At 70.0% G+C, this 25,106-nt stretch carries 24 protein-coding genes; 10 read left to right on the top strand and 14 right to left on the bottom strand.

Annotated elements, in window-relative coordinates; all coding sequences use genetic code 11:
* Positions 1-8 precede the first annotated feature (8 nt).
* The 4 genes from OG223_RS20775 to clpS form a co-directional block, all read right to left on the bottom strand.
* Positions 9-437: a M67 family metallopeptidase gene (locus OG223_RS20775; protein ID WP_329250633.1), complete on the bottom strand. Its 429-nt coding sequence runs from the start codon at positions 435-437 to the stop codon at positions 9-11.
* 96 nt (positions 438-533) lie between these two features.
* Positions 534-1,958 (bottom strand): amino acid permease, encoded by a 1,425-nt coding sequence (locus tag OG223_RS20780; RefSeq protein WP_329250636.1) that lies wholly within the window; start codon positions 1,956-1,958, stop codon positions 534-536.
* A 1,055-nt stretch (positions 1,959-3,013) separates the two neighbouring features.
* Positions 3,014-3,619 carry a DUF2017 domain-containing protein gene (locus OG223_RS20785; protein WP_329250639.1) on the bottom strand — a complete coding sequence of 202 codons (606 nt, stop codon included), beginning with the start codon at positions 3,617-3,619 and terminating at the stop codon, positions 3,014-3,016.
* Positions 3,620-3,631: 12 nt separating this feature from the next.
* Entirely contained in the window at positions 3,632-3,949 is a 318-nt protein-coding gene (clpS, locus tag OG223_RS20790) for an ATP-dependent Clp protease adapter ClpS (protein ID WP_329250641.1), read from the bottom strand.
* A 160-nt stretch (positions 3,950-4,109) separates the two neighbouring features.
* On the opposite strand from clpS, the gene OG223_RS20795 reads away from it, so the two are divergent.
* On the top strand, positions 4,110-5,456 hold the full coding sequence (locus OG223_RS20795) for a nicotinate phosphoribosyltransferase (protein ID WP_329250645.1): 1,347 nt from the start codon (positions 4,110-4,112) through the stop codon (positions 5,454-5,456).
* Positions 5,457-5,558: 102 nt separating this feature from the next.
* Positions 5,559-6,143 carry a nicotinamidase gene (locus tag OG223_RS20800; protein ID WP_329250647.1) on the top strand — a complete coding sequence of 195 codons (585 nt, stop codon included), beginning with the start codon at positions 5,559-5,561 and terminating at the stop codon, positions 6,141-6,143.
* Between the two features lie 106 nt (positions 6,144-6,249).
* Here OG223_RS20800 and OG223_RS20805 read toward each other — a convergent pair whose 3' ends face one another.
* From OG223_RS20805 to OG223_RS20815, 3 genes are all read right to left on the bottom strand, one after another.
* Positions 6,250-8,454, bottom strand: coding sequence for an MMPL family transporter (locus OG223_RS20805; protein WP_329250650.1), 2,205 nt, complete (start codon positions 8,452-8,454; stop codon positions 6,250-6,252).
* A gap of 256 nt (positions 8,455-8,710) precedes the next feature.
* Entirely contained in the window at positions 8,711-9,064 is a 354-nt protein-coding gene (locus OG223_RS20810) for a hypothetical protein (RefSeq protein WP_329250653.1), read from the bottom strand.
* A gap of 135 nt (positions 9,065-9,199) precedes the next feature.
* Entirely contained in the window at positions 9,200-11,542 is a 2,343-nt protein-coding gene (locus OG223_RS20815; RefSeq protein WP_329250655.1) for an immune inhibitor A domain-containing protein, read from the bottom strand.
* Positions 11,543-11,977: 435 nt separating this feature from the next.
* Here OG223_RS20815 and OG223_RS20820 point away from each other — a divergent pair, with 435 nt between their 5' ends.
* A complete protein-coding gene (locus OG223_RS20820) occupies positions 11,978-12,301 on the top strand; it encodes a hypothetical protein (RefSeq protein ID WP_329250659.1) in 324 nt (107 codons plus the stop codon).
* Between the two features lie 106 nt (positions 12,302-12,407).
* Here the strand turns inward: OG223_RS20820 and OG223_RS20825 are convergent, their stop codons facing one another.
* Positions 12,408-13,070 (bottom strand): RDD family protein, encoded by a 663-nt coding sequence (locus OG223_RS20825; protein WP_329250662.1) that lies wholly within the window; start codon positions 13,068-13,070, stop codon positions 12,408-12,410.
* 89 nt (positions 13,071-13,159) lie between these two features.
* Positions 13,160-14,713 (bottom strand): RDD family protein, encoded by a 1,554-nt coding sequence (locus tag OG223_RS20830; RefSeq protein ID WP_329250665.1) that lies wholly within the window; start codon positions 14,711-14,713, stop codon positions 13,160-13,162.
* 265 nt (positions 14,714-14,978) lie between these two features.
* Here OG223_RS20830 and OG223_RS20835 point away from each other — a divergent pair, with 265 nt between their 5' ends.
* Positions 14,979-15,452: an SsgA family sporulation/cell division regulator gene (locus OG223_RS20835; RefSeq protein ID WP_329250668.1), complete on the top strand. Its 474-nt coding sequence runs from the start codon at positions 14,979-14,981 to the stop codon at positions 15,450-15,452.
* Positions 15,453-15,465: 13 nt separating this feature from the next.
* On the opposite strand, the gene OG223_RS20840 is transcribed toward OG223_RS20835, so the two are convergent.
* A complete protein-coding gene (locus tag OG223_RS20840; RefSeq protein ID WP_329250671.1) occupies positions 15,466-16,872 on the bottom strand; it encodes an FAD-binding oxidoreductase in 1,407 nt (468 codons plus the stop codon).
* Positions 16,873-16,964: 92 nt separating this feature from the next.
* On the opposite strand from OG223_RS20840, the gene OG223_RS20845 reads away from it, so the two are divergent.
* Positions 16,965-18,446: a tetratricopeptide repeat protein gene (locus OG223_RS20845; RefSeq protein WP_329250673.1), complete on the top strand. Its 1,482-nt coding sequence runs from the start codon at positions 16,965-16,967 to the stop codon at positions 18,444-18,446.
* A 9-nt stretch (positions 18,447-18,455) separates the two neighbouring features.
* On the opposite strand, the gene nthA is transcribed toward OG223_RS20845, so the two are convergent.
* Genes nthA through hppD form a run of 4 tightly spaced genes read right to left on the bottom strand, consistent with a single transcriptional unit; the run spans position 18,456 to position 20,790 of the window.
* The gene (gene nthA / locus OG223_RS20850; protein ID WP_329250676.1) at positions 18,456-19,037 is read right to left on the bottom strand and encodes a nitrile hydratase subunit alpha; all 582 of its coding nucleotides are present in this window, start codon (positions 19,035-19,037) and stop codon (positions 18,456-18,458) included.
* The gene (locus OG223_RS20855) at positions 19,027-19,323 is read right to left on the bottom strand and encodes an SH3-like domain-containing protein (RefSeq protein ID WP_329250679.1); all 297 of its coding nucleotides are present in this window, start codon (positions 19,321-19,323) and stop codon (positions 19,027-19,029) included. Before OG223_RS20855 ends, nthA begins: the two co-directional genes overlap by 11 nt.
* Positions 19,316-19,597, bottom strand: coding sequence for a hypothetical protein (locus tag OG223_RS20860; RefSeq protein ID WP_329250681.1), 282 nt, complete (start codon positions 19,595-19,597; stop codon positions 19,316-19,318). Before OG223_RS20860 ends, OG223_RS20855 begins: the two co-directional genes overlap by 8 nt.
* Before the next feature lie 38 nt (positions 19,598-19,635).
* Entirely contained in the window at positions 19,636-20,790 is a 1,155-nt protein-coding gene (gene hppD / locus OG223_RS20865) for a 4-hydroxyphenylpyruvate dioxygenase (RefSeq protein WP_329250682.1), read from the bottom strand.
* Positions 20,791-20,915: 125 nt separating this feature from the next.
* Here hppD and OG223_RS20870 point away from each other — a divergent pair, with 125 nt between their 5' ends.
* Genes OG223_RS20870 through OG223_RS20890 form a run of 5 tightly spaced genes read left to right on the top strand, consistent with a single transcriptional unit; the run spans position 20,916 to position 25,066 of the window.
* Positions 20,916-21,407 (top strand): Lrp/AsnC family transcriptional regulator, encoded by a 492-nt coding sequence (locus OG223_RS20870; protein ID WP_329250684.1) that lies wholly within the window; start codon positions 20,916-20,918, stop codon positions 21,405-21,407.
* A gap of 12 nt (positions 21,408-21,419) precedes the next feature.
* A complete protein-coding gene (locus tag OG223_RS20875) occupies positions 21,420-22,067 on the top strand; it encodes an ABC transporter permease (protein ID WP_329250686.1) in 648 nt (215 codons plus the stop codon).
* Entirely contained in the window at positions 22,060-23,307 is a 1,248-nt protein-coding gene (locus tag OG223_RS20880) for a betaine/proline/choline family ABC transporter ATP-binding protein (RefSeq protein WP_329250689.1), read from the top strand. The genes OG223_RS20875 and OG223_RS20880 overlap by 8 nt, the downstream gene beginning before the upstream one ends.
* Positions 23,304-24,107 (top strand): ABC transporter permease, encoded by an 804-nt coding sequence (locus OG223_RS20885; RefSeq protein WP_329250692.1) that lies wholly within the window; start codon positions 23,304-23,306, stop codon positions 24,105-24,107. The genes OG223_RS20880 and OG223_RS20885 overlap by 4 nt, the downstream gene beginning before the upstream one ends.
* Positions 24,104-25,066: a glycine betaine ABC transporter substrate-binding protein gene (locus OG223_RS20890; RefSeq protein ID WP_329250695.1), complete on the top strand. Its 963-nt coding sequence runs from the start codon at positions 24,104-24,106 to the stop codon at positions 25,064-25,066. The genes OG223_RS20885 and OG223_RS20890 overlap by 4 nt, the downstream gene beginning before the upstream one ends.
* Positions 25,067-25,106: the final 40 nt, after the last annotated feature.

Consider the following 25,106-nt stretch of genomic DNA (forward strand, 5'->3'; position numbering starts at 1 on the left):
GTACGCGGTCAGTATGCCTCTACGACCTTGACGTCCTCCTCGGTGACCACGCCTTCCAGGATCTGGTACGAGCGGAACTGGAAGGGGCCGGCCTCGTCGCTGTCGGCGGTGGAGACGAGGACGTAGTGGGCGCCGGGTTCGTTGGCGTAGGCGATGTCGGTGCGGGAGGGGTAGGCCTCGGTCGCGGTGTGGGAGTGGTAGATGATCACCGGCTCCTCGTCGCGGTCGTCCATGTCGCGGTAGAGCTTCAGCAGGTCCTGCGAGTCGAACTCGTAGAACGTGGGTGAGCGGGCCGCGTTCAGCATGGGGACGAAGCGCTCGGGGCGGCCCTCGCCCACCGGGCCCGCGACGACTCCGCACGCCTCGTCGGGGTGGTCCTTGCGCGCGTGGGCGACGATCTGGTCGAAGAGGACCTGGGTGATGGTCAGGGTCGGCATGGTCGTCAGGATAAACAGAAGGGCCGCCGCGCAAGCAGAAGGGCCGCCCTGTACCGAGTGGTGGTACGGGGCGGCCCACATGCTGGGCTGCGGTGATCAGCCGACCTTCTCGAACTCCGGCTCGCGGCGCTCGGTGACCTGCGGGTTGCGGATCTTGAGGGCGATCCAGCCGCCGATCAGGGCGAGGGTCCAGCCGACCATGACGTAGAGGCAGACGCGGGAGTCCGGGTCGTAGGCGATGAGGCCCGTGACGAAGAGCAGGAACGCGATGGCCACGTAGGAGAACTTCGCGCCGCCCGGGGCCGGGAAGGACGAGGCCGGGAGGCGGCCCGCGTCGACCGCGCGGCGGTAGAGGACGTGGCTGATCAGAATCATCAGCCAGGTCCAGATGCCGGCGGCGGTGGCGACCGAGGTGACGTAGCCGAAGGCCTTCTCGGGGACGATGTAGTTGAGGATCACGCCGATGCCCATGAAGGCGACGGAGATCGTGATGCCGGTCGCCGGGGTCTTGGACGCGGACAGCTTGCTGAAGGCCTTCGGGGCCTCGCCGTTGTCCGCGAGGGTGCGGAGCATGCGGCCCGTGGAGTACATGCCCGAGTTGCAGGAGGAGAGGGCTGCCGTGAGGACGACGAAGTTGACGATTCCGGCGCCCGCGGGGATGCCGATCTTCGCGAACGCCTCGACGAACGGGCTGACGCCCGGGGCGAATTCGGTCCACTTGACGACGCAGAGGATGACGGTGAGGGCGCCGACGTAGAAGAGGGCGATGCGCCAGGGGAGGGTGTTGATCGCCTTGGGGAGGGTCTTCTCGGGGTTCTCGGACTCGCCCGCGGTGACGCCGACCAGTTCGACGGCGAGGTAGGCGAACATCACGCCCTGGAGGGTCATCAGGGAGGAGCCGATGCCCTTGGGGAAGAAGCCGTCGAACTGCCAGAGGTTGGCGACCGAGGCGGTGTCACCGGCGCTGCTGAAGCCGAAGGTGAGGACTCCGAGGCCGATCACGATCATGCCGATGAGGGCGGTGACCTTGACCATCGAGAACCAGAACTCGATCTCGCCGAAGAGCTTCACCGAGATCAGGTTGGCCACGAAGAGGACGACCAGGAAGACGAGCGCTGTCATCCATTGGGAGACGGCGGGGAACCAGTAGTTGACGTAGATGGCGGCGGCCGTGAGTTCGGCCATGCCGGTCACCACCCACATCAGCCAGTACGTCCAGGCGGTGAAGTAGCCGAAGAACGGGCCGAGGAACTCGCGGGAGTACTCCGCGAAGGAGCCCGACACCGGGCGGTACAGGAGCAGTTCGCCCAGTGCCCGCATGATGAAGAAGATGATCACGCCGGCCAGGGCGTACATGAGGATGAGGCTGGGTCCCGCCTTGGCGATGTTCGCCCCGGCTCCCAGGAACAGGCCGACGCCGACGGCGCCGCCGATCGCGATCATCTGGACCTGACGGCTGCCGAGCCCGCGCTCGTACCCCTCTTCAGGGGTCTTGTCCTTCTCGACCTGAGCGGAGGTCATGTGTGGTGCGCCTTTCTCCGAATCCCCCCATGGACTGGAGCTGCCCGGCCGAGGTCCGTCGGCCGCATGGCGAACCCGGCGGGACATGGGTGGCGTCCGCCGGGCGGTCGTGAAGATCTATCACGGTCGCAATCGTGATCGATGCGGACACTTGTGGCGCACACCACAGGAAGAAGCGGACAAAAATGAGCGACGGCCAGCATTCCTGACCGTCGCGGTGACGTGATCGTTATTTGGATTTGAGGGTCCGCTGAGCGAACGGGAAGGGGCGGGCCGCGGCCGGATTGGCCGATGGTTGCGGATCGGCTGACGGCTACGGGGCGGCTGATGACCGCGGTCCCGGGGGAACCGGGGCGGGCGGGCGGCGCGGACCGGGCGGGGCCGGGGGCCGTACAACCGGAGGGGGCGGCGCGGGGGTCGTGTGCGGTGCCGGGGTCGTGTGCGGTGCGGGGGCCGTACGACCGGAGGGAGCGGCGCGGGGGTCGCGCGCGGTGCCGAGGTCGTGTGCGGTGCGGGGGCCGCAGGCGGAGCGTGCGGCGGGGGCCGCTGACGGCGCCGGGGTCGTGTGCGGTGCGCGCGGTGCGGGTGGCCGCCGAAAGCGCGGGGCTGCGGGGCCGCGTGTGCGGTGCGGGGGTCGCTGACGGCGCCGGAGGCAGGCGGCGCGTGGGGCGGGGGCCGCGGCCCGAACGACCGATGCGACTGGCGCGGGCGACGCGTGCGATGCGGCTCGCACGACCGATACGGACGCGTGGACAGCCCAGCGCGAGCGGGCGGTACAGCCCATGCGGCCGACACGACCCCAGCCCTCACGACCCACCCTGCCGGTGCCGCCGGTACGACCCGCACGACCAACGCGGCCCGTGCCGACGGCACACTTCATGCGGGCAGAGCGGACGACCCGCCCCACACAGCCACGCGCCCCCGACCGGCACGGCCCGAGCGACCGGCCCCGGCCGGCACAGTCCGAGCAACCGACGCCGGTGGCCCGGTCCGCGTCGGCTGTGCGAATCCGGTCGGCGCGGCCGGTGGCGACAGGCCGGCCTCGTCGTCGTGGGTCAGCGCATCAACGTCGTGACCAGGGTTTCCTGGAGGCCGCCGAGCCAGAGGTACGCCATCACCATCGGCTTGCGCGGGTCCTCGTCCGGGAGGCGGTAGAGGTCGTCGGTGTCGTCCTCGTCGGTGATGTCGAGGCGTGAACCGATCGCCAGGCGCAGGTCGTTGAGGGAGCCGAGCCACTGGCGGGACTCGTCGGCGGTCAGTTTGAGGATCGCGCCGCCGTCGCCGCCGGGGGTGAGCGAGTCGAGGGTGCGGATCACCGCGAGGGCGTTCTCGCGCTTGCCGGCCCTGAGGTCGTTCTCGGTGAAGCGGCGGAACTCCGCGGAGTGCGCGAGCTTCTCCTCGGCGTCCTGCGGGGAGTCGGGGGCCTGCTCCGGGTCGGTGTAGGCGTCCGGGAACAGGCGCTTGAGCACCGGGTCGGAGGGCGGCTCGCTCGGGCCCTCGGCGAAGAGTTCGGCGAGGGGGTCGGCAGAGGCGTCCTCGCCGGGGCCGGGGCCGATCAGCTCCAGGAGCTGGACGGCCAGCGACCGGATGATCGAGATCTCGACGTCGTCGAGTGCGACGGCGGCGCCGCCGTCGCGGAGCGGTTCGAAGTGTCCTGGCATCGGGATGGGTCGCTACTTCCGGTCCTGCTGGAGGGTGGCCCACAGACCGTAGCCGTGCATGGCCTGCACGTCGCGCTCCATCTCCTCGCGGCTTCCGCTGGAGACGACCGCTCGGCCCTTGTGGTGGACGTCCTTCATGAGCTTGGTGGCCTTGTCCTTGGAGTAGCCGAAGTACGTCTGGAAGACGTACGTCACGTAGCTCATGAGGTTGACCGGGTCGTTGTGCACGATCGTGACCCAGGGGACGTCCGGCTCGGGTACGGCGAAGACCTCCTCCGCCGACTCGGTGCGTTCGATCTCCAGGGGTGCGGGTGACGTCACACGGCCCATGCTGCCACCACAAGGGGGCCTCCGCACAAATGGACCCCACAAATCGTCAGAGTGACGAGATGGGAGTACGATCCCTTGCCATGCGGCACACACCGGGGGACAACCCCCGGACCCCCGGCGGACCTCGGGGGACCCGGAAAATCACGACCAGGAGAGTTCAGTGGACGTAGCGGACCTTGGGCTGCCGGTGGACGTTCCCTCGACGGCGCTCTTCACCGACCACTACGAACTGACGATGCTGCAGGCCGCCCTCAAAGCGGGTACGGCCGACCGGCGTTCGGTCTTCGAGTGCTTCACCCGGAGGCTGCCCGAGGGGCGCCGCTACGGCGTGGTCGCGGGCACCGGACGCGTGCTGGACGCGGTGGAGAACTTCCGGTTCGACGCGGACGTCCTCGGCTTCCTGCGCGAGCGGAACGTCGTCAACGAGGAGACCCTGGAGTGGCTCGCCTCCTACCGCTTCAGCGGTGACGTCTGGGGCTACCCGGAGGGCGAGGTGTACTTCCCGGGCTCGCCGATCATGCGGGTCGAGGGCTCCTTCGCCGAGTGCGTGCTGCTGGAGACCGTGATCCTCTCCATCCTCAACCACGACTCCGCGATCGCGGCCGCCGCCTCCCGCATGGCCTCCGCCGCCGGGGACCGCCCGCTGATCGAGATGGGCGCCCGCCGCACCCACGAACTCGCCGCCGTCGCCGCCTCCCGCGCCGCCTACGTCGGCGGTTTCGCCACCACCTCCGACCTCGCGGCCGGTTTCCGCTACGGCATCCCCACCGTCGGCACCTCCGCGCACGCCTTCACCCTGCTCCACGACAACGAACGCGACGCCTTCCAGGCCCAGGTGGACTCGCTGGGCCGGAACACGACACTGCTCGTCGACACGTACGACGTCACCGAGGCGGTCCGTACGGCGGTGGAGGTCGCCGGGCCCGAACTGGGTGCCGTCCGCATCGACTCGGGCGATCTGCTGCTCGTCGCGCACCGGGTGCGGCAGCAGTTGGACGAGCTGGGTGCCGTCAACACGAAGATCGTGGTGACCTCCGACCTGGACGAGTACGCCATCGCCTCGCTGGCGGCGGCGCCCGTGGACGCGTACGGCGTCGGCACCCAGCTCGTGACCGGGTCCGGGCACCCGACCTGCTCGATGGTCTACAAGCTGGTCGCGCGGGCCGAGTCCGCCGACCCGAAGGCGCCGCTGGTTCCGGTCGCGAAGAAGTCCAGCGGGGGCAAGACGTCGATCGGCGGGCGCAAGTGGGCCGCGCGGCGACTGGACGCCGACGGGATCGCGGAGGCCGAGGTGATCGGCACCGGGCCGGTCCCCGCCGAGCTGGCCGACCGGCAGTTGCTCGTCGAGCTGGTCAAGGGCGGCGAGGTCGTCGCCCGCGAACCGCTGGACGTCGTACGGGACCGGCATGCGGCCGCGCGGGGCAACCTGCCGTTGTCGGCGACCCAGTTGTCGCGCGGGGAAGCCGTCATTCCGACGGAGTACGTCCAACTGCGTTCGGGTAGTTAAGTCCCGCTGGTTAAGACCCGTACGAAAATCAGCGGTGCGCCCTCCCGCGGTGGCGCCGAAGTCTCTAGGCTCGAATCTCACTCACCGTCGAAGGACACCACCATGCGCCGCGCCTTGATCGTCGTTGACGTGCAGAACGACTTCTGCGAGGGAGGCAGTCTCGCGGTGACCGGTGGTGCGGATGTGGCCGCCGCCGTCACCGAGCTGATCGGGCAGGCGCCCGCCGGCTACCGCCACGTCGTGGCCACCCGCGACCACCACATCGCGCCCGGCGGGCACTTCGCCGACAACCCCGACTACGCCCGCTCCTGGCCCGCGCACTGTGTCGCGGGCACGGAGGGGGTCGGGTTCCACCCGAACTTCGCGCCCGCGGTCGCCTCCGGCGCGATCGACGCGGTTTTCGACAAGGGGGCGTACGCGGCGGCGTACAGCGGGTTCGAGGGGCGGGACGAGAACGGGGTCTCGCTCGGGGACTGGTTGCGGGCGCGGGAGATCGACGAGGTGGATGTGGTCGGGATCGCGACGGACCACTGCGTGAAGGCGACCGCGTTGGATTCTGTGCGGGAAGGGTTTCGTACGCAGGTGTTGTTGGATCTGACGGCTGGGGTGGCGAAGGAGTCCACGGACCGGGCGTTGGAGGAACTGCGCGCGGCCGGGGTTGAGTTGACGGGTAAGCCGGTCGTCTAGCGGTTCTTTGGCTGCCGGCCGGTGGGGGCTGGTCGCGCCCACGCGGCGGAGCCGCATATCGATACAGCCCCGCGCCCCTAAAAGGGGCGCTGCAGCGGGCCGGGTCTCATACGGCCGTCTTCTCGGGGTTGTCCACTGGCTCCGTCGCCGGGTGTTGGCGGCTCAGGCTCTCGCCCTCGATGTCCACATTCGGGAGGAGGCGGTCCAGCCAGCCCGGTAGCCAGGAGATTCGTTCGCCGAGGATGGCGAGGACGGCCGGTACGAAGGCCATGCGGACGATGAACGCGTCGAAGAGGACGGCGATCGCGAGGCCGAAGCCGATCATCTTGATCATGGAGTCGCCGGCCGTGATGAAGCCCGCGAAGACGGAGATCATGATGAGGGCGGCGGCGGTGACGACCCGGGCGCTGTAGCGGAACCCGGTCGCGATCGAGGCGTGGGCCGCGCTGCCGTGGACGTAGGCCTCGCGGATGCGGGAGACGAGGAAGACCTCGTAGTCCATGGCGAGGCCGAACACGATGCCCACCAGGAAGATCGGCATCAGGCTCATGATCGGGCCGGTTGTCTCCACTCCCAACAGGCTTGCGCCCCAGCCCCATTGGAAGACCGCGACCACGCAGCCGAGCGCGGCGAGCACCGAGAGCAGGAAGCCGACGGCCGCCTTGATCGGGATGACGATCGAGCGGAACACCAGGAGCAGGAGGAGCACCGCCAGGCCCACGACCACGATCAGGTACGGGACCAGGGCGCTGCTGACCTTCTGGGCGACGTCGATGTTGAGAGCGGTGGTGCCGGTGACCTCGAAGGCCGCGCCGGGGGCCGCCGCCTCGATGGCGGAGCGGTCGTCGCGGATGGTGTGGACGAGGTCGACGGTCTTCTGGCTGGTAGGCGCCTCGGCCGGTACGGCGGTGAACAGGGCGGTGTTTCCTGCCGAGTTGAAGCGGACCGGGGTCACCGACACCACGCCCGGCACCGTCGCGATCCGGCGTTCGACGGTGGCCGCGGCCGCCTTCGGGTGGTCGGCGTCGGTGAGGTCCACGACAACCGTCAGCGGGCCGTTGAAGCCGGGGCCGAACGCCGTGGCGAGGTCGTCGTAGGCGCGGCGTTGGGTGGTCGCGGTGGACTTGGCCTCGTCGCCGGACTGGCCGAGTCGCAGGCCGATCACGGGGAGTGCGAGGACCACCAGGCCGGCGACCGTGCCGACCAGCACCGGCCAGGGGTGGCGCAGTACGAACCCGGCCCAGCGGCTGCCCATGTTGCCGGCCACGCCCTGGATACGGCGGCCGGTCGTCTTGTAGCGGTGGGAGAGGACGGCGCGGGGCCAGAAGCCGAGCAGGGCGGGCACGAGGGTCAGCGCGATGAGGACGGCGAGGACGACCGCGCCGGCCGCGCACAGCCCCATCTTGGTGAGGAGGGGGATGCCCACGACGGAGAGCCCGGCGAGCGCGATGACGACGGTGAGGCCCGCGAAGACCACCGCCGAGCCGGCGGTGCCGACGGCGAGGCCGGCCGCCTCCTCTGTCGTATGACCGTTGGCGCGTTCCTCGCGGTAGCGGAAGACGACGAACACGGCGTAGTCGATACCGCAGGCCAGGCCGAGCATCGTGGCGAGGGTGCCGGTGGTGTCGGAGAGGCCGAGGGTGGCGGCCAGGGTGGTGATCGCGGTCATGGAGATGCCGACGCCGAGGATCGCGGTCAGCAGCGGGAGCCCGGCGGCGGCGATCGACCCGAAGGTGATCAGCAGCACCACGGCGGCGATGCCGACGCCGATGACCTCGCCGACGCCGCCCGCCGAGGGCTCGGCGGCGAGTGCGGTGCCGCCGATCTCGACGGTGAGGCCGGAATCGCGGGCCTGCGCGGCGGCGTTCTCCAGGTTCTTCTTGGCGGTGTCGGAGAGGTCGCTGGCCTGCACCGTGTACGTGATCGTCGAGTACGCGGTGCTCGCGTCCTCGCTGACCGCGCCGGCCTGGAACGGGTTGACCGCGCTCGCGACCTGCGGTCCCCCGGAAACCTCGTCGACGAGCCGGACGACGGCCGCCCGGTCCTTCCCGGCGCTGATCTTCCGCCCATCGGGGGCGACGAAGACGACCCGGGCCACGGCACCGTCCGCCTGCGCTCCGGGAAAGCGCTGCTGGATCAGGTCGAAGGCCCGCTGGGACTCGACGCCGGGCGTGGAGAAGGTCGTGGCGGGCGCTTCGGCGGCCTTGCTGGAGGCGAACCCGAGGGCGGCGAGGATCACCACCCAAAAAACGGTCACATACCAGCGCCGGCGAAACGCCAGACGCCCCAGGCGGTAGAGGACGGTAGCCACGAGGGCCTCCGGCGGTCTTGGGGGCCCCGAGCCATCTCAGGATGGGGTGCATCGGGGCGGACCGCCTGTCGGGGGCACGTCGTTGGTTGTCTGCGGGCCCGGTGGGGGCTGGTCGCGCAGTTCCCCGCGCCCCTGAAAGTCGGACCAGCACAGTCGCTTTTAGGGGCGCGGGGCTGTACCCATATGCGGCTCCGCCGCGCGGGCGCGCTCGGCCCCCACCGGCCCGCAGACAACGAACCGCCCCTCCAGCGGAGCGTCACGCAGCCGCCGGAGGCCTCCGCAGCAACGCCTTGATCGGATGCCACAACTCCTGCGGCAACTCCGGCCCCGGAATCACGACAGCGTTGTCAGGCGCCGACGCCGTACGCCATATCAGCCCGTCGGGGTGGTGCAGGACGGCCGTGATCTCGTCCGGCGTCGGCGGCTCCGCGTTGCCGCGCAGGTAGACGGCCCGCATCCCGAGGTTGCGGAGCCTGGTCAGCGCCCGGGCCCGGTTGCGTGCGTGGACGAGAACGCGAACGCAGCCGTCACCCTGGGCGCTGGGTCTGGGCAGGTTCAACGCCACCACCACGCTGCCTGTCGGCAGCCTGCAGAAACCTCCTGCGGACAATGCGGTCACACTCCCGGGCGAGTCGGTGTCGAAGTCGGTGTCAATAAGCGACGCACAGGACGCACCTAAACACGGATCGGCGGCGACCCGCCAGGGGGTCACCGCCGATACGTTTCTGACCTGCGCTTTTACCGACTACTTCGCCGAAGGGCCGACCTGGAGCGTGACCGTCGAGCCGTTCAGCGGCTCCTTGACGATCTTGATCCGGGTGTTGGTGTCAGTGATCTTGACACCGGCCGTCGGGTTCGACGTGTCGTAGTAGGTCGACTTGCCGTCGTCGAAGACGGGAACCCCGCGCTGCGACTTGATCTTGGTGGCGACGTCGGCCTTGTGCAGCGTGACCGAGTCCGTCGGGTACAGGCTGAACGGCGAGTCGTAGGCCTGGATGCGGTTGCGCATCAGCGTGCCGTCGGACCACTTCAGCTGCGTCGGGTGCGAGTCGATCGGCAGGATCAGACCCTCACCGGCGTGCTGGCTGGTGTTGTCGTCCGCCTGCGAGGTGTCCCACTTCCAGATCAACAGGCCGTTCTGGTAGGCGTAGTGCTCCACCCAGTCCGGACGGGTCGTCGAGAAGCCGAAGTTGTACGGACCGACCTTCAACACCTTGTCGTACGACACGTATTGACGGTTCTCGGCGATGTAGTACTGCGCGTAGTCGTCCGTGAAGGAGGCGCCGATGCGCGAGAAGCCCTTCGCGGTCCACGCGGCGTCCGCGGCCTCGGCGTTGTCGGAGAAGAGGGTCGCGCCGTCGGCGGTCACCGTGATCTCGTCGGCCGTGAAGCCCTTCTGCGCCACACCGCTGTCGGTCTGGTAGCGGAAGCGGACGTCGATCTTCTGGCCCGCGTAGGCGTCCAGCGGGTACGTCAGCTTCTGGTACGCCGCCGCCGTGCCGGTGAGCGCGGGGTTGCCGCTGCCGTCACGCGGGATGGCGGAGCCGTCGGCCAGCGTGCCGTCGATCGGGGTCCAGGTCGTGCCGCCGTTCGTGGACACCTCGGTGTAGAGGTAGTCGTAGTCGGCCTCGATGTCGTAGTAGCCGTCCAGCGTGAGGGACGCGGCCGACTTCCCGGTCAAGTCCACTGTCCGGGAAAGGGTGTTGCTCAGACTGTCGCCGCTGCCGCTCCACCACTGCGTGGCACCCTGCGCCGGGGTGACCACCTCGGTGGTGACCTCCTTCTGGGGCAACTGCACCACCAGCGCCTGCGCGTTCTTGGTGTTGTACTCCGCGACGCCCAGCGTGTGCTTCGACTTGGTGCCGGCCTTGGCCACGTCGTAGTCCAGCCAGCCCAGTTGGAGCTTGTCCCAGGCGTTCATGTCGCCGGGCAGGTCACCGATCGCCTCCTTGCCCGTGCCGAGCCAGGAGCCGGACGACATCAGCGTCCAGAAGCCGGTGGAGTTCTCGCCGCCCGCGGTGTCGTACTCGTCGGGCAGGCCGAGGTCGTGGCCGTACTCGTGGGCGTAGACGCCGAGTCCGCCGTTCTCCGGCTGGATCGTGTAGTCGCCGACCCAGATGCCGGTGTCGCCGACCTGGGTGCCGCCGAGCAGGTTGGTGCCCGGGCCGGTGGCGCCGGCGTCGGTGCCGAACGCGTACCAGCGGTGGGCCCAGATCGCGTCCTCGCCCTGCGCGCCGCCGCCGGCGGACTCGTCCTCACCGGCGTGCACGATCTGGAAGTGGTCGATGTAGCCGTCGGGCTCGTTGAAGTTGCCGTCGCCGTCGTAGTCGTAGCGGTCCCACTGGTCGAACTGGGCCAGCTCCGTCTTGATCTCGGCGGCCGTGTCACCCGCGGCCTCGCGCTGGGCGACCCAGGCGTTGACGCCGTCCTGGACCGCGTACCAGGCGCCGGTGGACGCGCTGTTGGAGCCGTAACGGGCCTCGTTGTAGGGGACCTTGACCCAGTCGGTGACCTCGCCCTCGACCGAGTAGCGGCCCGAGGACTGCTTCTCGTAGTACTTCTTGAGCGACTCGGTGTTCTTGCCGGTGCCGAAGTACAGGTCCTGGAAGTGCGCCTGGTTGTAATCCGCCTGCCAGGCCGTGGAGTTGTCCTTCGTACGGTCCGGCGCGGCTATCTGGTTGTGCAGCGGGCCGACGGTGCCGCCGTAGCGGGTGTCCACCTGGTCGCCGAACTCGACCAGGATCGTGAAGATCTTGTCGGTCTGCTCCCGGCCCAGTTCGACGTACTTGCTCTTGCCGCCCTTGCTCTTGAGCTGGACGACCTGCGAGCCGTTGCGGTCCTTGACCGACGCCTTGCCGGATATGACCTGGTTCAGGGCCTCTTGGCGCTGCGCGTCCTGCGTCTTGCTCAGCGGGCCGTCGAGGTCGTGCTCCTTCTGTGCGACCGGTGCCGGGTCATGCCGGTCGACAGTGGTGGCCTTGGCCGAGGTGTCGGCCTCCGCCACGGCGAACGTCGAGAACGTGGCGGTGGCCGCCGCGAGGGCCACGCCCACCGCGGCCGCTCTGAACGTCCAGGGTCTGCTGGTCACTTGAGGTCCTCCCCTGCGTACCCGACCGCGCGGAAGGGGGGGTCCTGGAAGTCATGGAAGGTCCGCGCGCGGTGTACGCGTGATAGTCAAGTGACGTTATTTGACTAGAGGTTTACGAGAAAAGACAGACCTTGACTTGAGCAGGACAAGTGCACTATGCGAAGCCGGGGTCCGCTTTACGGACACGCACAGGCGACTCGGGGCTCGCTCAACGGGCGCGTACATCCGTCCACTTGGTGGACGGTATGACTCCGTGCGCCCCCCATGCTCCGGAGCTGTGTGTTAGGTCATGCTTACTGCACGTTCCACTCGGGCATGCAGGCGAATAGAGTCGATTGGCGGAACGCCCGGAACCCGGCGGAAAGCCAGGCCGACATCCTTGTCGCACCCCCCTTTCACAGCTCCCCTCCATCGCCTAACGAGGACTCGATTGCCATGCCTCGTCCGACCGCCGCACAGCTCGCCTACGGTTCGTTCACCGTGATCTTCTCGACGCTCGCCATGCTGCTGCTGTCACAGACGAACTCCGGTCTGGGGATCGCGGTCATCGCATGCGCTGCGCTCGCCCTCGGGCTGCTCGTCTCCCTGACGGTGCCGCAGCCGAAGACCCGTGCCCGGGCAACGGCCCAGACCGCCGTCCAGACCCTCTCCGCCCCGGTTCCGGCCGTTCCACAGGCACGGGTGTCGGTACGGCGGGAGACCGTCTCCGCCGCCGCCGTGTCGTCCGCGCAGCCGGTACGGGAGCGGAGCACTCCCTAGACCAAGCACAAGCCCAGGCTCACGCTCAACTACACGAATCGGCGGGTCCGTTGACGACGGACCCGCCGATCGCTTTGTGCGCCCCGGGAGTTGCCCCCCGGTCGCCTCAACGCGTGCTGACCACCACGGTCTTGGCCGCCTTGTCGTGCAGCCCCTGCTTGTACGGCTTGTCGAAGAAGCTCCAACCGCCGCTGATCGCCGTCCAGATGCAGGCGCAGCAGAACGCGAACGGGATCCACAGCACCGCCGCGCGGATCAGGTTGGTCTGCACGGAGGGGGTCGACCCGTTGTCGAGGTTGGCCACGCGCAGGCCCAGCCACCGCTTGCCCAGCGTCTGCCCGGACTTGGCGAGCATCACGGTGTCGTAGCCGATGTAGAGCACGGCCGCGATGAGCGACTGGCCGAGGGACTTGGCGTACGAGGCCCCGTCGGAGCCGACGTCGTACTCGTGGACGCCGAAGGCCCAGGTGACCAGCCAGACGACGATGCCGACGAGGATCATGTCGATGATCCTCGCGAGCGTGCGGCGGCCGCTGTCGGCGAGCGGGGGCATGCCGGCGAGCGGGTCGGTGGGGTAGGAGCCGCCGCCGTAGGGGTCGGCGCCACCGCCGCCGTAGGGGTCGGCGCCACCGCCGCCGTACGGAGGGGGCTGGTTCCCGTAGGACGGGTCGTAAGGTGAGCCCGATCCCTGGCCAGGAGGGGGCTGCTTCCTGAACGGGTCGTCTTCCGGCGGCTGCTGGCCGGAGCCCGGAGGCGGTTCGGTGCTCATGGGCAGAGTCGACCGCGAACCGCCCGGCTCCGCATCCGGCGAGCGGCCGTCCGGGGTACGGAATCAGGTCCCCCGGATGCCGTACCCCGCTATCCCGCTACGAACGTATGTGCTGCCTTGTCGTGCCAGCACTGGCGCCAGGGCCGGTCGAACAGGCACCAGGCGACACCGACGAGCCCGATGCCGAGCAGGCCCGGGACGCTGTAGACGAGCCAGCGGCGCAGCGCCCCGCCGAAACCGGGCGGCTCGTGGCTCTCGATGCCGCGCACCTCGAGACCGCAGAGCTTCTTGCCCAGGGTGCGGCCCCACTTGGCCGTGGGCAACGCCTCGTAGAGGACGCCGAAGAGGAGGATCACGGCGATGACGATGCCCAGGTAGACGGCGGTCGTGCCGTCCAGCAGCCAGACCGTTTCGGTACGGCCGGAGAGCTTGGCCGCGTCGATCTTCCCGTCGATGTGGTCGGCCGCCCTGGTGCCCAGCGGTACGGCGGCCGCGGCGGTGACCGCGCCGAGCACGACGGTGTCCACGAGCCGGGCCACCAGCCGCTTGCCGAGCCCCGCGGGCCGCGCCGCCGACTGCCGCCGGGCCGCCGCCTGGAACACGTCCTCCACGGGCGGCTTCCAGGGCGGTACGGCCCCTTCCTCGTCCCCCGCCAGTTGGTGCACCTGCTGCGCCCAGGAGGGCTGTCCGCCGCCGACGCCGGGCGCCATGGGCGTCCCCACGGCGGCGCCCTGCGGCTGCGCCGGGCCGGGTTGCGGGGGAACGCCGGGGGCGGGCTGCGGGGGGCCGGAGAGAGCCGTGGAGCCGCCGGGCGCGGAGGCCGCGGCGGGTGCCCCGGTACCGGTGCCCGCCGGGCCCGCCTGCGCCTGTGCGGCGGCACGGGCGGCGGCCGCCTTCCCGGCACCGAAGCCGGGGCCGGAGGGGTCGGTGGAGGGGGCGTTCCCGGCGGGATTCCGGGGACCGAAGCCGCCACCGGCGGAGCCGGTTCCTACGGGACCTTGAGCCCCGAAGCCCCCGGCGCCCGAACCGGACCCGGCCCCACCCGCCGAACCGAAGCCACCGGCACCCGAGTTGGACCCCGCCCCACCCGGCGCGCCAAAACCACCCGCGCCCGGGCCGGACCCGGCCGGACCCTGCGCGCCGAACCCGCCCGGGGTCCCCGCGCCCCCGCCCTGCGCCCCCGGCGCCCCGCCCTGGTGGGGTGTGCGCGGGGTCGGGCGGCGGAAAGTCGTCGTGCCCTCGTCGGGGGTGTCGGCGGGGACCCTCGGATCCGTGCCCGCTCTCGGGTCCGCGCCCGCTCTCGGGTCCGGGGCGCCCCAGGAGACGCGGCGGTCCTGGTCGGTGCCGAAACCGGACTGGTGGGAGCGGTCCGCGCCCCATGCCGTCGCCGGTTCGGGGCGGCTGCCGTGCTGGGCCTGCGCCGGGCCGTCCGGTGCGGGGTCCTCGTCGAAGAAGTGCGGGCCGGTCTCCTCGACGGACTGGCCCGGCGCGCCGAGCGGCAGGCCGTCGGACGGCGCCGGGCGGCTGGTGCCGGGCACCCAGGCCGCGCCGTTCCAGTACCGGACATAGCCAGGAATGGACGGGTCCGGGTAGTACCCCTCGCGGGGCCTGTCGTCACCGGGTGCCGGCGTTGGGGCGCTCATGTCCGTCGTCCCGTATCTGCTCGGAGGTCGAATGAGGGTGTCCACATCTACCAGACCCGTGCCACCGCCACTGCCCGTCCCGCCGGACCTGCCCCTTTCCGGGCAACCTCGGGCACGGAGTCCACACACCCCGAAGCCCCGCGAAGCCTTGGTGACGCGGCGCGGAAAAAAAGTTTCCCGAAGTCGCGTAATGCTTGGGCCCGCACGCCCTCTCCACTCGTACGGGCCCACCTCGGGGCCCCGTGAGCGAGAGGGGACGTACGTCATGCACACAGTCGTAGAGCGGGAGTTGGAGCTGCAGCTCATCCTGTCGCCGGAGCGGAGCATTCCGGTCCCGGCCCGGCTCAGCTATCGGACGGACGACCCGTACGCCGTCCACATCTCCTTCCACATCAACTCCGAGAACCCGGTGAACTGGACGTTCGCCCGCGAGCTGCTCGTGGAGGGCGTGTTCCGGCCGTGCGGGCACGGGGACGTGCGGGTGTGGCCGACGAAGGTGGAGCGGCGCAGTGTCGTCCTGATGGCGCTGAGTTCACCCGACGGAGACGCCCTCCTCCAGGCCCCGGCGGCCCAGGTGTCGGCGTGGCTGGAGCGCACCCTGCGGGTGGTCCCTCCGGGCTCTGAGGCGGAGCAGCTCGGCATCGACGACGGCCTCGCCGAGCTGCTCGCACCGACCGCGGCCGACGACCTGTGGCTGCGCGACCCGTGGCCGTCGGACGAGTCGCGGGACGGGGAGTGAGCGGGAGGGACGATCAGAAGAGCTTGCCGGGGTTGAGGATCCCCAGCGGGTCGAAACTCGCCTTCACCGCCCGCTGCATCTCCACGCCGACCGGGCCGAGCTCGCGGGCGAGCCACTCCTTCTTCAGGACGCCGACCCCGTGTTCGCCGGTGATGGTGCCGCCGAGTTCCAGGCCGAGGGCCATGATCTCGTCGAAGGACTCGCGGGCGCGCCGGGACTCGTCGACGTCCTGCGCGTCGAAGCAGACGGTGGGGTGCGTGTTGCCGTCACCGGCGTGCGCGCAGACGCCGATCGTCAGCCGGTACTTCTCGCCGATCCGCTCCACCCCTTCGAGCATCTCGCCGAGCCGCGACCGGGGCACGCACACGTCGTCGATCATCGTCGTGCCCTTGACCGCCTCCAGCGCCGTGAGCGACAACCGCCGCGCCTGGAGCAGCAGTTCGGACTCGGCCGCGTCCTCGGCGGGGACGACCTGGGTGGCTCCGGCCGCCTCGCAGAGGGCTCCTACGGCGGCCAGGTCGGCGGCCGGGTCCAGCGTGTCGAAGGCGGCGAGCAGCAGCGCCTCGGTCGTCTCGGGCAGTCCCATGTGCGCCAGGTCGTTGACGGCCTTGACGGTCGTACGGTCCATCAGTTCGAGGAGGGACGGGACGTGCCCGCCGGCCATGATCCGGCACACGGCGTCGCAGGCGGCCGCCGCGGACCCGAACTCGGCTGCCAGCACGAGCTGTTGGGGCGGCTGCGGCTTGAGCGCGAGGATCGCCTTGACGACGATCCCGAGCGAGCCCTCCGAGCCCACGAACAGCCGGGTCAGGTCGTACCCGGCGACCCCCTTGGCCGTACGCCGGCCCGTGCTCATCAGGCGCCCGTCGGCGAGGACGACGTCCAGGCCCAGGACGTACTCGGCCGTCACCCCGTACTTCACGCAGCACAGTCCGCCGGACGCGGTGCCGATGTTGCCGCCGATCGTGCACATCTCCCAACTGGAGGGATCCGGCGGGTAGTAGAGGCCGTGTTCGTTGACCGCGCGGGAGAGGGTCGCGTTGATGACGCCCGGTTCGACGACCGCGATGCGGTCGACCGGGCTGATCTCCAGGATGCGGTCCATCTTGACGAGGGAAAGGACGATGCAGCCCTCGGAGGCGTTGGCCGCCCCCGACAAGCCCGTGCGGGCGCCCTGCGGGACGACCGGCACGCGCAGTTCGGTGGCGACGCGCATGACGTGCTGGACCTGCTCGACCGTGCGCGGCAGCACGACGACGGCGGGGGTGCCGGACGGGCAGAAGCTCGCCATGTCGTTGGCGTACGCGACCGTGACGTCCGGGTCGGTGACGACGGCCTCGGCGGGCAGCCCGGCCAGCAGGTGGTCGACGAGGGTCCCGGTGTCCTGGTCGCGAGGCGCTTCGATACGGCTCATGATCACAGCGTCGCACTCGCGGCCATCGGTGTGAACCCCGTCCGCGCGCGGCTTTGGGTGCCGGGATGTGGTCGTCGTACTGACGCAGAGTGAGCGCCATGGAGAACGAACAGCGGAGCCCTGGTACGTCCCTGGTGGCGGAAGCGCGGGGGCGCCGCTCCCCCGTTCTGCGGCGGGTGCTGATCGCCTCGGTCGCCGGATGTGCCGTGGTCGGCGGGCTGCTGTGGCTGCTGCCCGAGGAGCCGCGTCCGGCGCCGCCGCCCGCGCCGGGGCCCAAGGCGCAGGCGCTGAGCGCGGTCACGGCGGGGGTGCCGGCCGCGCTGCCGGACCTGGCCGCGCTGATCGGCGACCGGGAGACGCGGGTGCGGGTCCGTCCGGGGGACGCGAGGTCCTGGGCGGTGCTCGGCTCGGCGTATGTGGAGCAGGGGCGGCGGACCGGGGACACCGTGTACTACCCGAAGGCCGAGGACGCCCTGCGCACCGCGCTGAGGGTGCGGGCGAAGGGCGACGACGCGAGCGCCGTCGCGATGGACGGTCTCGCGGCCCTGGCGAACGAACGGCGGGACTTCCGTACGGCGCGGACCTGGGGCGAGGCGGCACTGAAGGCGGCGCCGCGCCGGTGGACGACGTATCCGCTGCTGATCGACGCGTACACCGGCCTCGGCGACTACAAGGCGACCAAGCGCACCCTCGACAAGCTGCTGGATCTGCACACCGGGCCCGCCGTGATGGCGCGGGCCGCCGCCGTCTACCGCGACCGGGGCTGGCGCGAGGACGCCGCCGCCCAGCTCGCCGACGCGGCGGCGAAGGCCACCGCCCCCGCCGAACAGGCCGCCTGGCTGGAGCGCGCCGGGCAACTGGCCTGGGAACGCGGGGACCGCGAGGCCGCGCTACGGCACTTCGAGGCGGCCGTACGGCTGGATCCCGACCAGCGGGAGGCGCTGGCCGGTGAGGGGCGCGCGCTCGCGGCGCTGGGCCGTACCTCGGAGGCCCTGAACGCCTACCAGGTCGCCCTCGCCAAGCAGCCGACCCCTCAATACGCCCTGGAGCTGGGCGAGTTGTACGAGTCGCTGGGTCTCGGCCAGGCGGCCCGGGTGCAGTACGACACGCTGCGCGCCCTCGTCGCCAAGGACGCGGCGGCCGGGGTCGACGACGAGGTGGTCCTCGGCGTGTTCGAGGCGGACCACGGCGACGCGCAGGAGGCCGTACGGCGGCTGCGCGGCGAGTGGGCCCGGCAGCCGGGGATCGCGGTGGCCGACGCGCTGGGGTGGGCGCTGCACCGGGCCGGGCAGGACGAGGAGGCGCTGAAGTTCGCGTCGGTGGCGACGGACAAGGTGCACGGGGGCGGGGTGCGGGACGCGCGGTACGCGTTCCACCGGGGCATGATCGAGCGGGAGTTGGAGAAGGTCGCGTCCGCGCGCCGGCATCTCCGGGAGGCGTTGCAGATCAACCCGTACTTCTCGCCGCTGCAAGTGCCGGTGGCGCAGCGGGCGTTGGCGGCGCTGGGCGAGCCGGCCGACGAGCCGCCGCCCTCGGACCAGGAGGGGCGGGAAAAGGAGCCGGAGAACAGGGCGGGTTGAGCCCGCGCGTCACACGGCAGCGGTGCCGATGAGCGCGTTGCGGGTGACCAGGGCGGCCAGTTCGTCCTCCGTCAGGGACTCCGTGCCCGCGGGCCTGAGCGGCAGGACCATGTACCGGCTCTCCGCGCTGGAGTCCCACACGGTGATGTCCGTGGCCGCGGGCAACCGGAGGCCGAACTCGGCCAGTACGGAACGGGGTTCGCGGACCACGCGGGAGCGGTAGGCCTCCGACTTGTACCAGCCCGGGGACGGGCCGAGGAGGGGCAGGGGGTAGCAGGAGCAGAGGGTGCAGACGATGACGTTGTGGGTCGCTTCCGTGTTCTCGACGACCCGCAGCCGCTGGAACGAGCCGTCCATGAAGCCGAGTTCCTGCACGGCGGCCGTGCCGTCCGTCAACAGCCGTTCCCGGTAGGCCTCGTCGGTCCAGGCGCGGGCGACGACCCGCGCACCGTTCACCGGCGACGCACCCGAGAGGAACGCGTCGAGCACCTCGTCGACCGCTCCGCCCGCGACGATCCCCTTCTCCTCCAGCAGGGTCTCAAGGCGCCGCACCCGCCGGGAGACCGAGGCGTCCTCGTGGTCACCGCTCATCGTCACGATCCTCTTCGTACGCTTCCAAGTAGCTTTCCCACAGGTCCAGTACGACGTGGTGGTCGCCCTCGCCCCACAGGTCGCGAGCCGCGAACCGCACCGCGTACACCTGCTCCACCGGCGCGTCCCCGCGCCCCCGCGCACTGACGTCGGCCAGCTCCGCGCGCCCCTCCGGCTCGACGACGACGCCGGACTTGCCGCGCGCGTACCGGGGCAGGCGGGTGTGGTGCGGCGGGTCGTGCGGGAAGGTCCGCACCCGGGTGCCGGGCGGGAAGCGGTCAGTCATCCAACTCACCCGGTTCGAGGACGCCTTTGCGTTCCAGCAGGGCGGTGATCGCGGTGAACCAGCGTTCGTAGTACGACATCGAGAGGTACGCGGCGGGCGGGATCGCCTCGATCGCGTCCCGGAACTCGTTGGTGTTGAAGATCCCTTGCGCGCGCAGGGCGTTGAACAGCCCGACGACCCGGGCCTCCCAGTCGGCGTGGAAGGGCTCGGGGTCGTCGGTGGTGTCGATGGCACCGAAGCCCTGGGTGCCGCCCACGTCGTTGATCCTGGCCATGGGTGCAGCGTACGTCCGTATCCGGGGCTACGGCCGCGTCACAGGTTGCCCCGCTTCTCCTGCTCCCGCTCGATCGCCTCGAACAGCGCCTTGAAGTTGCCTTTGCCGAAGCCCATCGAGCCGTGTCGCTCGATGAGTTCGAAGAACACCGTGGGACGGTCCTGGACCGGCTTGGTGAAGATCTGGAGCAGGTATCCGTCCTCGTCGCGGTCGGCGAGGATCTTCAGTTCGCGCAGGGTGTCGACGGGGACGCGGGTGTCGCCGACCCACTCGCCGAGGGTGTCGTAGTAGGAGTCCGGGGTGTCGAGGAACTTGACCCCGGCCGCGCGCATCGTCCGTACCGTCCGCACGATGTCGTTGGTGTTGAGGGCGATGTGCTGGACGCCCGCGCCGCCGTAGAACTCCAGGTACTCGTCGATCTGGGACTTCTTCTTGGCGACGGCCGGCTCGTTGATCGGGAACTTGACCTTCAGGGTGCCGTCGGCCACGACCTTGGACATCAGCGCGCTGTACTCGGTCGCGATGTCGTCGCCCACGAACTCCTTCATGTTCGTGAAGCCCATGACCTTGTTGTAGAAGCCGACCCACTCGTTCATGTGGCCGAGTTCGACGTTGCCGACGCAGTGGTCGATGGCCTGGAAGGTGCGGTGGGCGGGCGACTCGACGAGCGGGTCGGCGGGGGCGAAGCCGGGGAGGTAGGGGCCGTCGTAGCCCGTGCGCTCGACGAGCGTGTGGCGGGTCTCGCCGTAGGTGGCGATCGCGGCGAGGACGACCGTGCCGTGCTCGTCCTTCAGCTCGTACGGCTCGGCGAGGGACCGGGCGCCGTGCTCGACGGCGTAGGCGTGGGCGGCGCGCGCGTCCGGCACCTCGATGGCGAGGTCGACGACGCCGTCGCCGTGCTCGGCCACATGGCGGGTGAGGAACTCGCCCCAGGGCGTGGACGGCCTGATCACGGAGGTGAACACGAAGCGGGCGGAGCCGTTGGTGAGGACGTACGAGGCGGTCTCGCGGCTGCCGTTCTCCGGTCCGGAGTAGGCGGCCAGCGTCATGCCGAAGGCCGTGGAGTAGTAGTGCGCCGCCTGCTTGGCGTTGCCCACGGCGAAGACGACCGCGTCCATTCCCTTGACCGGGAAGGGGTCGGCCTGCCGGGCGGTGTCGGGAGTGTGGTGAGTGTTCGCGGAGATGACAGCCATGGCCGCAGGCTCCCCCTCCTTCGCAAGGTGCGCAATAGTTCGCGTTTCGGCTGGGCATCTTGTTCAGTGGTACGACCGTTTCGGCGGGCTTTCCGTACAGGATGACCATCGGTGGAGGCGGCGGCATGGGGATCGATCAGCTCGACGGCCGGATCATCGTGCTGCTGGCCGAGGAGCCGCGGATCGGGGTGCTGGAGATGTCCCGGCGGCTGGGGGTGGCCCGGGGGACGGTGCAGGCGCGGCTGGACCGGCTTCAGTCGAATGGAGTCATCCGCGGGTTCGGGCCCCAGGTCGATCCGGCGGCGCTCGGCTATCCGGTCACGGCGTTCGCGACGCTGGAGATCCGGCAGGGGCAAGGGACGGACGTCCGGGCGCACTTGGCGACCGTCCCGGAGGTGCTCGAACTGCACACCACGACCGGCAGCGGGGACATGCTGTGCCGGCTGGTGGCCCGCTCGAACGCCGATCTTCAGCGGGTCATCGACCGGGTTGTCGGTTTTGATGGCATTGTCCGGGCCGCCACCGCGATCGTGATGGAGAACCCGGTTCCGCTGCGGGTCATCCCCTTGGTGGAACAGGCGGCCCTGGATCGGGAAAGGACGACCTGGCCGACGTAGGGGTGTGGGCATGTGAGCTTCTGGGAGTACGTGAGCAACCGGCACCAGCAACTGCTCACCGACGCCTACCAACATGCCAGCGCGGTCTTCCAGTGCATGGTCGTGGCCACGCTGATCGGGGTGCTGATCGGGGTCGTGACCTATCGGAGCGAGTGGGCGGGCAACCTGGCCACCACGGCCACGTCGACCATTCTGACCATTCCGTCGCTCGCCATGATCGGTCTGCTCATTCCGATCGTGGGCCTTGGCGTTCCGCCCACCGTGATCGCTCTGACCCTGTACGGGCTGCTGCCGATCGTGCGCAACTCGATCGTGGGGCTGCGCGGGGTCGACCCGTCCCTGGTGGACGCGGCGAAGGGCATCGGGATGTCCCGGCTGATGCGGCTCGCGCGGGTCGAACTGCCGCTGGCCTGGCCGCCGATCCTGACCGGTATCCGGGTCTCCACCCAGATGCTGATGGGCATCGCGGCCATCGCGGCGTACGCCTCCGGGCCCGGCCTCGGCAACGAGATCTTCCGCGGTATCGGGTCGCTGGGCAGCAAGAACGCCCTCAACCAGGTGCTCGCGGGCACGCTCGGGATCATCGTCCTGGCGCTGCTGTTCGACGCCGCGTACGTCCTTCTCGGACGGCTGACCATTCCCAGGGGGATCCGTGCCTGAGCCGGCGACCACCACGACCTCCGGTGCCTCCATCGAACTGGAGAACCTGACCAAGAAGTACCCGGGCAGTCAGCAGCCGGCCGTCGACAGCGTCAACATGGAGATCAAGGCGGGCGAGCTGGTCGTCTTCGTCGGGCCCTCCGGCTGCGGGAAGTCCACCACGCTCAAGATGATCAACCGGCTGATCGAACCGACCGGCGGTCGCATCCGCATCGACGGCGAGGACGTCACCGACATCGACCCGGTGAAGCTGCGCCGCAAGGTCGGCTACGCGATCCAGTCGAGCGGTCTCTTCCCGCACATGACCGTCGCCCAGAACATCGCGCTGGTACCGAGGATGATCGGCTGGTCGAAGTCCCGGATCAGGAACCGGGTGGAGGAGATGCTCGACCTGGTCGGGCTCGACGCCGGCGAGTTCCAGGGCCGCTATCCGCGCCAGCTCTCCGGCGGGCAGCAGCAACGCGTGGGCGTGGCACGGGCGTTGGCGGCCGATCCGCCGGTGCTGCTGATGGACGAACCGTTCGGCGCGGTCGACCCGATCACCCGCGACCATCTCCAGGACGAGCTGATCAGGCTCCAGCACGAACTGCACAAGACGATCGTCTTCGTCACCCACGACTTCGACGAGGCGATCAAACTGGGCGACCGGATCGCCGTGCTGCGCGAACGCTCGCACATCGCGCAGTTCGACACCCCGGAGGCGATCCTCACCAACCCTGCGGACGACTTCGTGTCCGGGTTCGTGGGCGCCGGGGCCGCCCTGAAGCGGCTGAACCTGACCCGCGTACGGGACGTGGAGATCACCGACTATCCGACGGTGACCGTCGACGACCCGCTCCAGAACATCTTCGACAAACTCCGGGACAGCGGCACCAACGAGATCCTCCTCCTCGACAAGCGCGGCCGGCCCTACAAGTGGCTGCGGCGCGGCGACATGATGCGCGCCAAGGGGTCGCTGGCCCGGGCGGGCACGCTGGTCAGCGACACCGTGACCCGGGACGCGACCCTCCGGGACGCGCTGGAGGCCGTGCTCACGGACAACGCGGGGCGGGTCGCGGTCACCGGGCGGCGCGGCGAGTACACCGGCGTCGTCGACATGGAGACGCTGATGAACTCCGTGCACGAACTCCTCGAAGCCGACCGGCTGGAGGCCATGGAGGGCCGGCACGAGCTGGAGGAGGCCCGGGCCCTCCAGACGCACGCCGAGCAGGAAGGCGCCGGCGGGGAGGAGAAGGCGTGACCACTCCCGAGCTGGAAGAAGAGGCGGAAGTCGAGGCCCCGCCGCCCGCGCCTCCCCCGAAGCGACGCGTCACCTGGCAGAAGCTGACGATTCTGCCCGCGTTCCTGGTGGCGGTCCTGCTGGCGACCTGGCTGTGGTTCAACCAGGCGGACCTGGACGCCATTTCGGAGAACGCGCTGTCCAACGGGCAGGTGAGCAAGGCCCTTTGGCAGCATGTCCAACTGACCGTGATCTCCACGTTCTTCGTGCTGATCATCGCGATCCCGCTGGGCATCCTGCTGACCCGCAGGGCGTTCCGGAAGGCCGCACCGGTGGCGATGACCTTCGCCAACATGGGCCAGGCCACCCCGGCGATCGGCCTGTTGGCCCTGCTGGTGATCTGGCTGGGCACCGGCGAGAAGGCGGCCCTGATCGGCATCATCATCTACGCCGTCCTGCCGGTGCTGTCCAACACCATCGCCGGCCTGAAGGCCAACGACCCCACGCTCCTGGAGGCGGCCCGGGGCATCGGCATGTCCCAACTCGGCGTCCTGAGACGGGTGGAGCTCCCGCTCGCCGTCCCGCTGATCCTGGCCGGCGTCCGCACGGCCCTGGTCCTCAACGTCGGTACGGCGACCCTGGCGACCTTCGGCGGGGGCGGCGGCCTGGGCGTCCTGATCACCACCGGCATCACCACCCAGCGGATGCCCGTCCTGGTCCTCGGCTCGATCCTCACGGTCAGTCTCGCCCTGCTGGTGGACTGGCTGGCCTCGCTGGCCGAACTGCTGCTGCGGCCAAGGGGATTGGAGGCGGGCGCATGAAACGCACCTGTCTGCTGCTGTCCGGGACGCTGTTCGTCGTCTCCGGCTGCGGACTGACCAGCGGCTCCCCCATGGTCGACGACGTCAGCCCCGGCACGATCGGGCGGGGCGAGCCGCTCAAGGGCGCCCATCTCACCGTCACCTCCAAGGAGTTCACCGAGCAACTGATCCTCGGCGCGATGATGGGCATCGCCTTCGAGGCGGCCGGCGCGGATGTCCTCGACCGGACCGGCATCCAGGGTTCGATCGGCGCGCGGGAGGCCGTCAAGTCCGGTGACGCGGACGGGATGTACGAGTACACCGGCACCGCGTGGATCACCTACCTCGGCAACAGCGAACCGATCACCGACCCGATGAAGCAGTGGGAGGCGGTCCGGGACGCCGACCTCAAGAACGGCCTGACCTGGCTGCCGCCCTCCGCTCTCAACAACACCTACGCGCTCGCGATGAACCAGGCCAACTTCAAGAAGTACGGCACGAAGACGCTCTCCGAGGTGGCCGCGCTGGCGAAGAAGGACCCGGGTGCGGTGACGGTGTGCGTGGAGAGCGAGTTCGCCAACCGCGCGGACGGGCTGCCGGGCATGGAGAAGGCGTACGGCATGAATCTCCCGGCGAAGAACATCACGCAGATGGACACCGGGATCATCTACACCCAGGTGAAGAAGGGGAGTTGCACGTACGGCGAGGTCTTCACCACCGACGGCCGCATCAAGTCGATGAACCTCGCGGTGATGGCCGACGACAAGAAGTTCTTCCCCAACTACAACGCGGCGCCCGAGATCAACACGAAGGCCCTGAAGAAGTGGCCGGCGATCGCGAAGGTCCTGGACCCGGTCACGAAGAAGCTGAACAACACGGTGGCGCAGGCGCTGAACGCGAAGGTGGATGTCGACGGGGAGGATCCGCATCAGGTGGCGTTGGACTGGATGAAGGCGGAGGGGTTGGTCAAGGGCGGGTGAGTTCCAAAGAACTCGTTGCAAAGGAGTCTTTGCAACGCTA

This window comes from Streptomyces sp. NBC_01478 (assembly GCF_036227225.1).
Classification (GTDB): Bacteria; Actinomycetota; Actinomycetes; order Streptomycetales; family Streptomycetaceae; genus Streptomyces.

Coding starts and splice junctions, on each gene's coding strand:
- OG223_RS20785 (WP_329250639.1), bottom strand. CDS start 3,619: ATGCCAGGACACTTCGAACCGCTCCGCGACGGCGGCGCCGCCGTCGCA.
- hppD (WP_329250682.1), bottom strand. CDS start 20,790: ATGGCTGTCATCTCCGCGAACACTCACCACACTCCCGACACCGCCCGG.
- OG223_RS20825 (WP_329250662.1), bottom strand. CDS start 13,070: ATGAGCACCGAACCGCCTCCGGGCTCCGGCCAGCAGCCGCCGGAAGAC.
- OG223_RS20870 (WP_329250684.1), top strand. CDS start 20,916: ATGGGGATCGATCAGCTCGACGGCCGGATCATCGTGCTGCTGGCCGAG.
- OG223_RS20890 (WP_329250695.1), top strand. CDS start 24,104: ATGAAACGCACCTGTCTGCTGCTGTCCGGGACGCTGTTCGTCGTCTCC.
- OG223_RS20775 (WP_329250633.1), bottom strand. CDS start 437: ATGCCGACCCTGACCATCACCCAGGTCCTCTTCGACCAGATCGTCGCC.
- OG223_RS20835 (WP_329250668.1), top strand. CDS start 14,979: ATGCACACAGTCGTAGAGCGGGAGTTGGAGCTGCAGCTCATCCTGTCG.
- clpS (WP_329250641.1), bottom strand. CDS start 3,949: ATGGGCCGTGTGACGTCACCCGCACCCCTGGAGATCGAACGCACCGAG.
- OG223_RS20780 (WP_329250636.1), bottom strand. CDS start 1,958: ATGACCTCCGCTCAGGTCGAGAAGGACAAGACCCCTGAAGAGGGGTAC.
- OG223_RS20855 (WP_329250679.1), bottom strand. CDS start 19,323: ATGACTGACCGCTTCCCGCCCGGCACCCGGGTGCGGACCTTCCCGCAC.
- nthA (WP_329250676.1), bottom strand. CDS start 19,037: ATGAGCGGTGACCACGAGGACGCCTCGGTCTCCCGGCGGGTGCGGCGC.
- OG223_RS20860 (WP_329250681.1), bottom strand. CDS start 19,597: ATGGCCAGGATCAACGACGTGGGCGGCACCCAGGGCTTCGGTGCCATC.
- OG223_RS20830 (WP_329250665.1), bottom strand. CDS start 14,713: ATGAGCGCCCCAACGCCGGCACCCGGTGACGACAGGCCCCGCGAGGGG.
- OG223_RS20845 (WP_329250673.1), top strand. CDS start 16,965: ATGGAGAACGAACAGCGGAGCCCTGGTACGTCCCTGGTGGCGGAAGCG.
- OG223_RS20820 (WP_329250659.1), top strand. CDS start 11,978: ATGCCTCGTCCGACCGCCGCACAGCTCGCCTACGGTTCGTTCACCGTG.
- OG223_RS20800 (WP_329250647.1), top strand. CDS start 5,559: ATGCGCCGCGCCTTGATCGTCGTTGACGTGCAGAACGACTTCTGCGAG.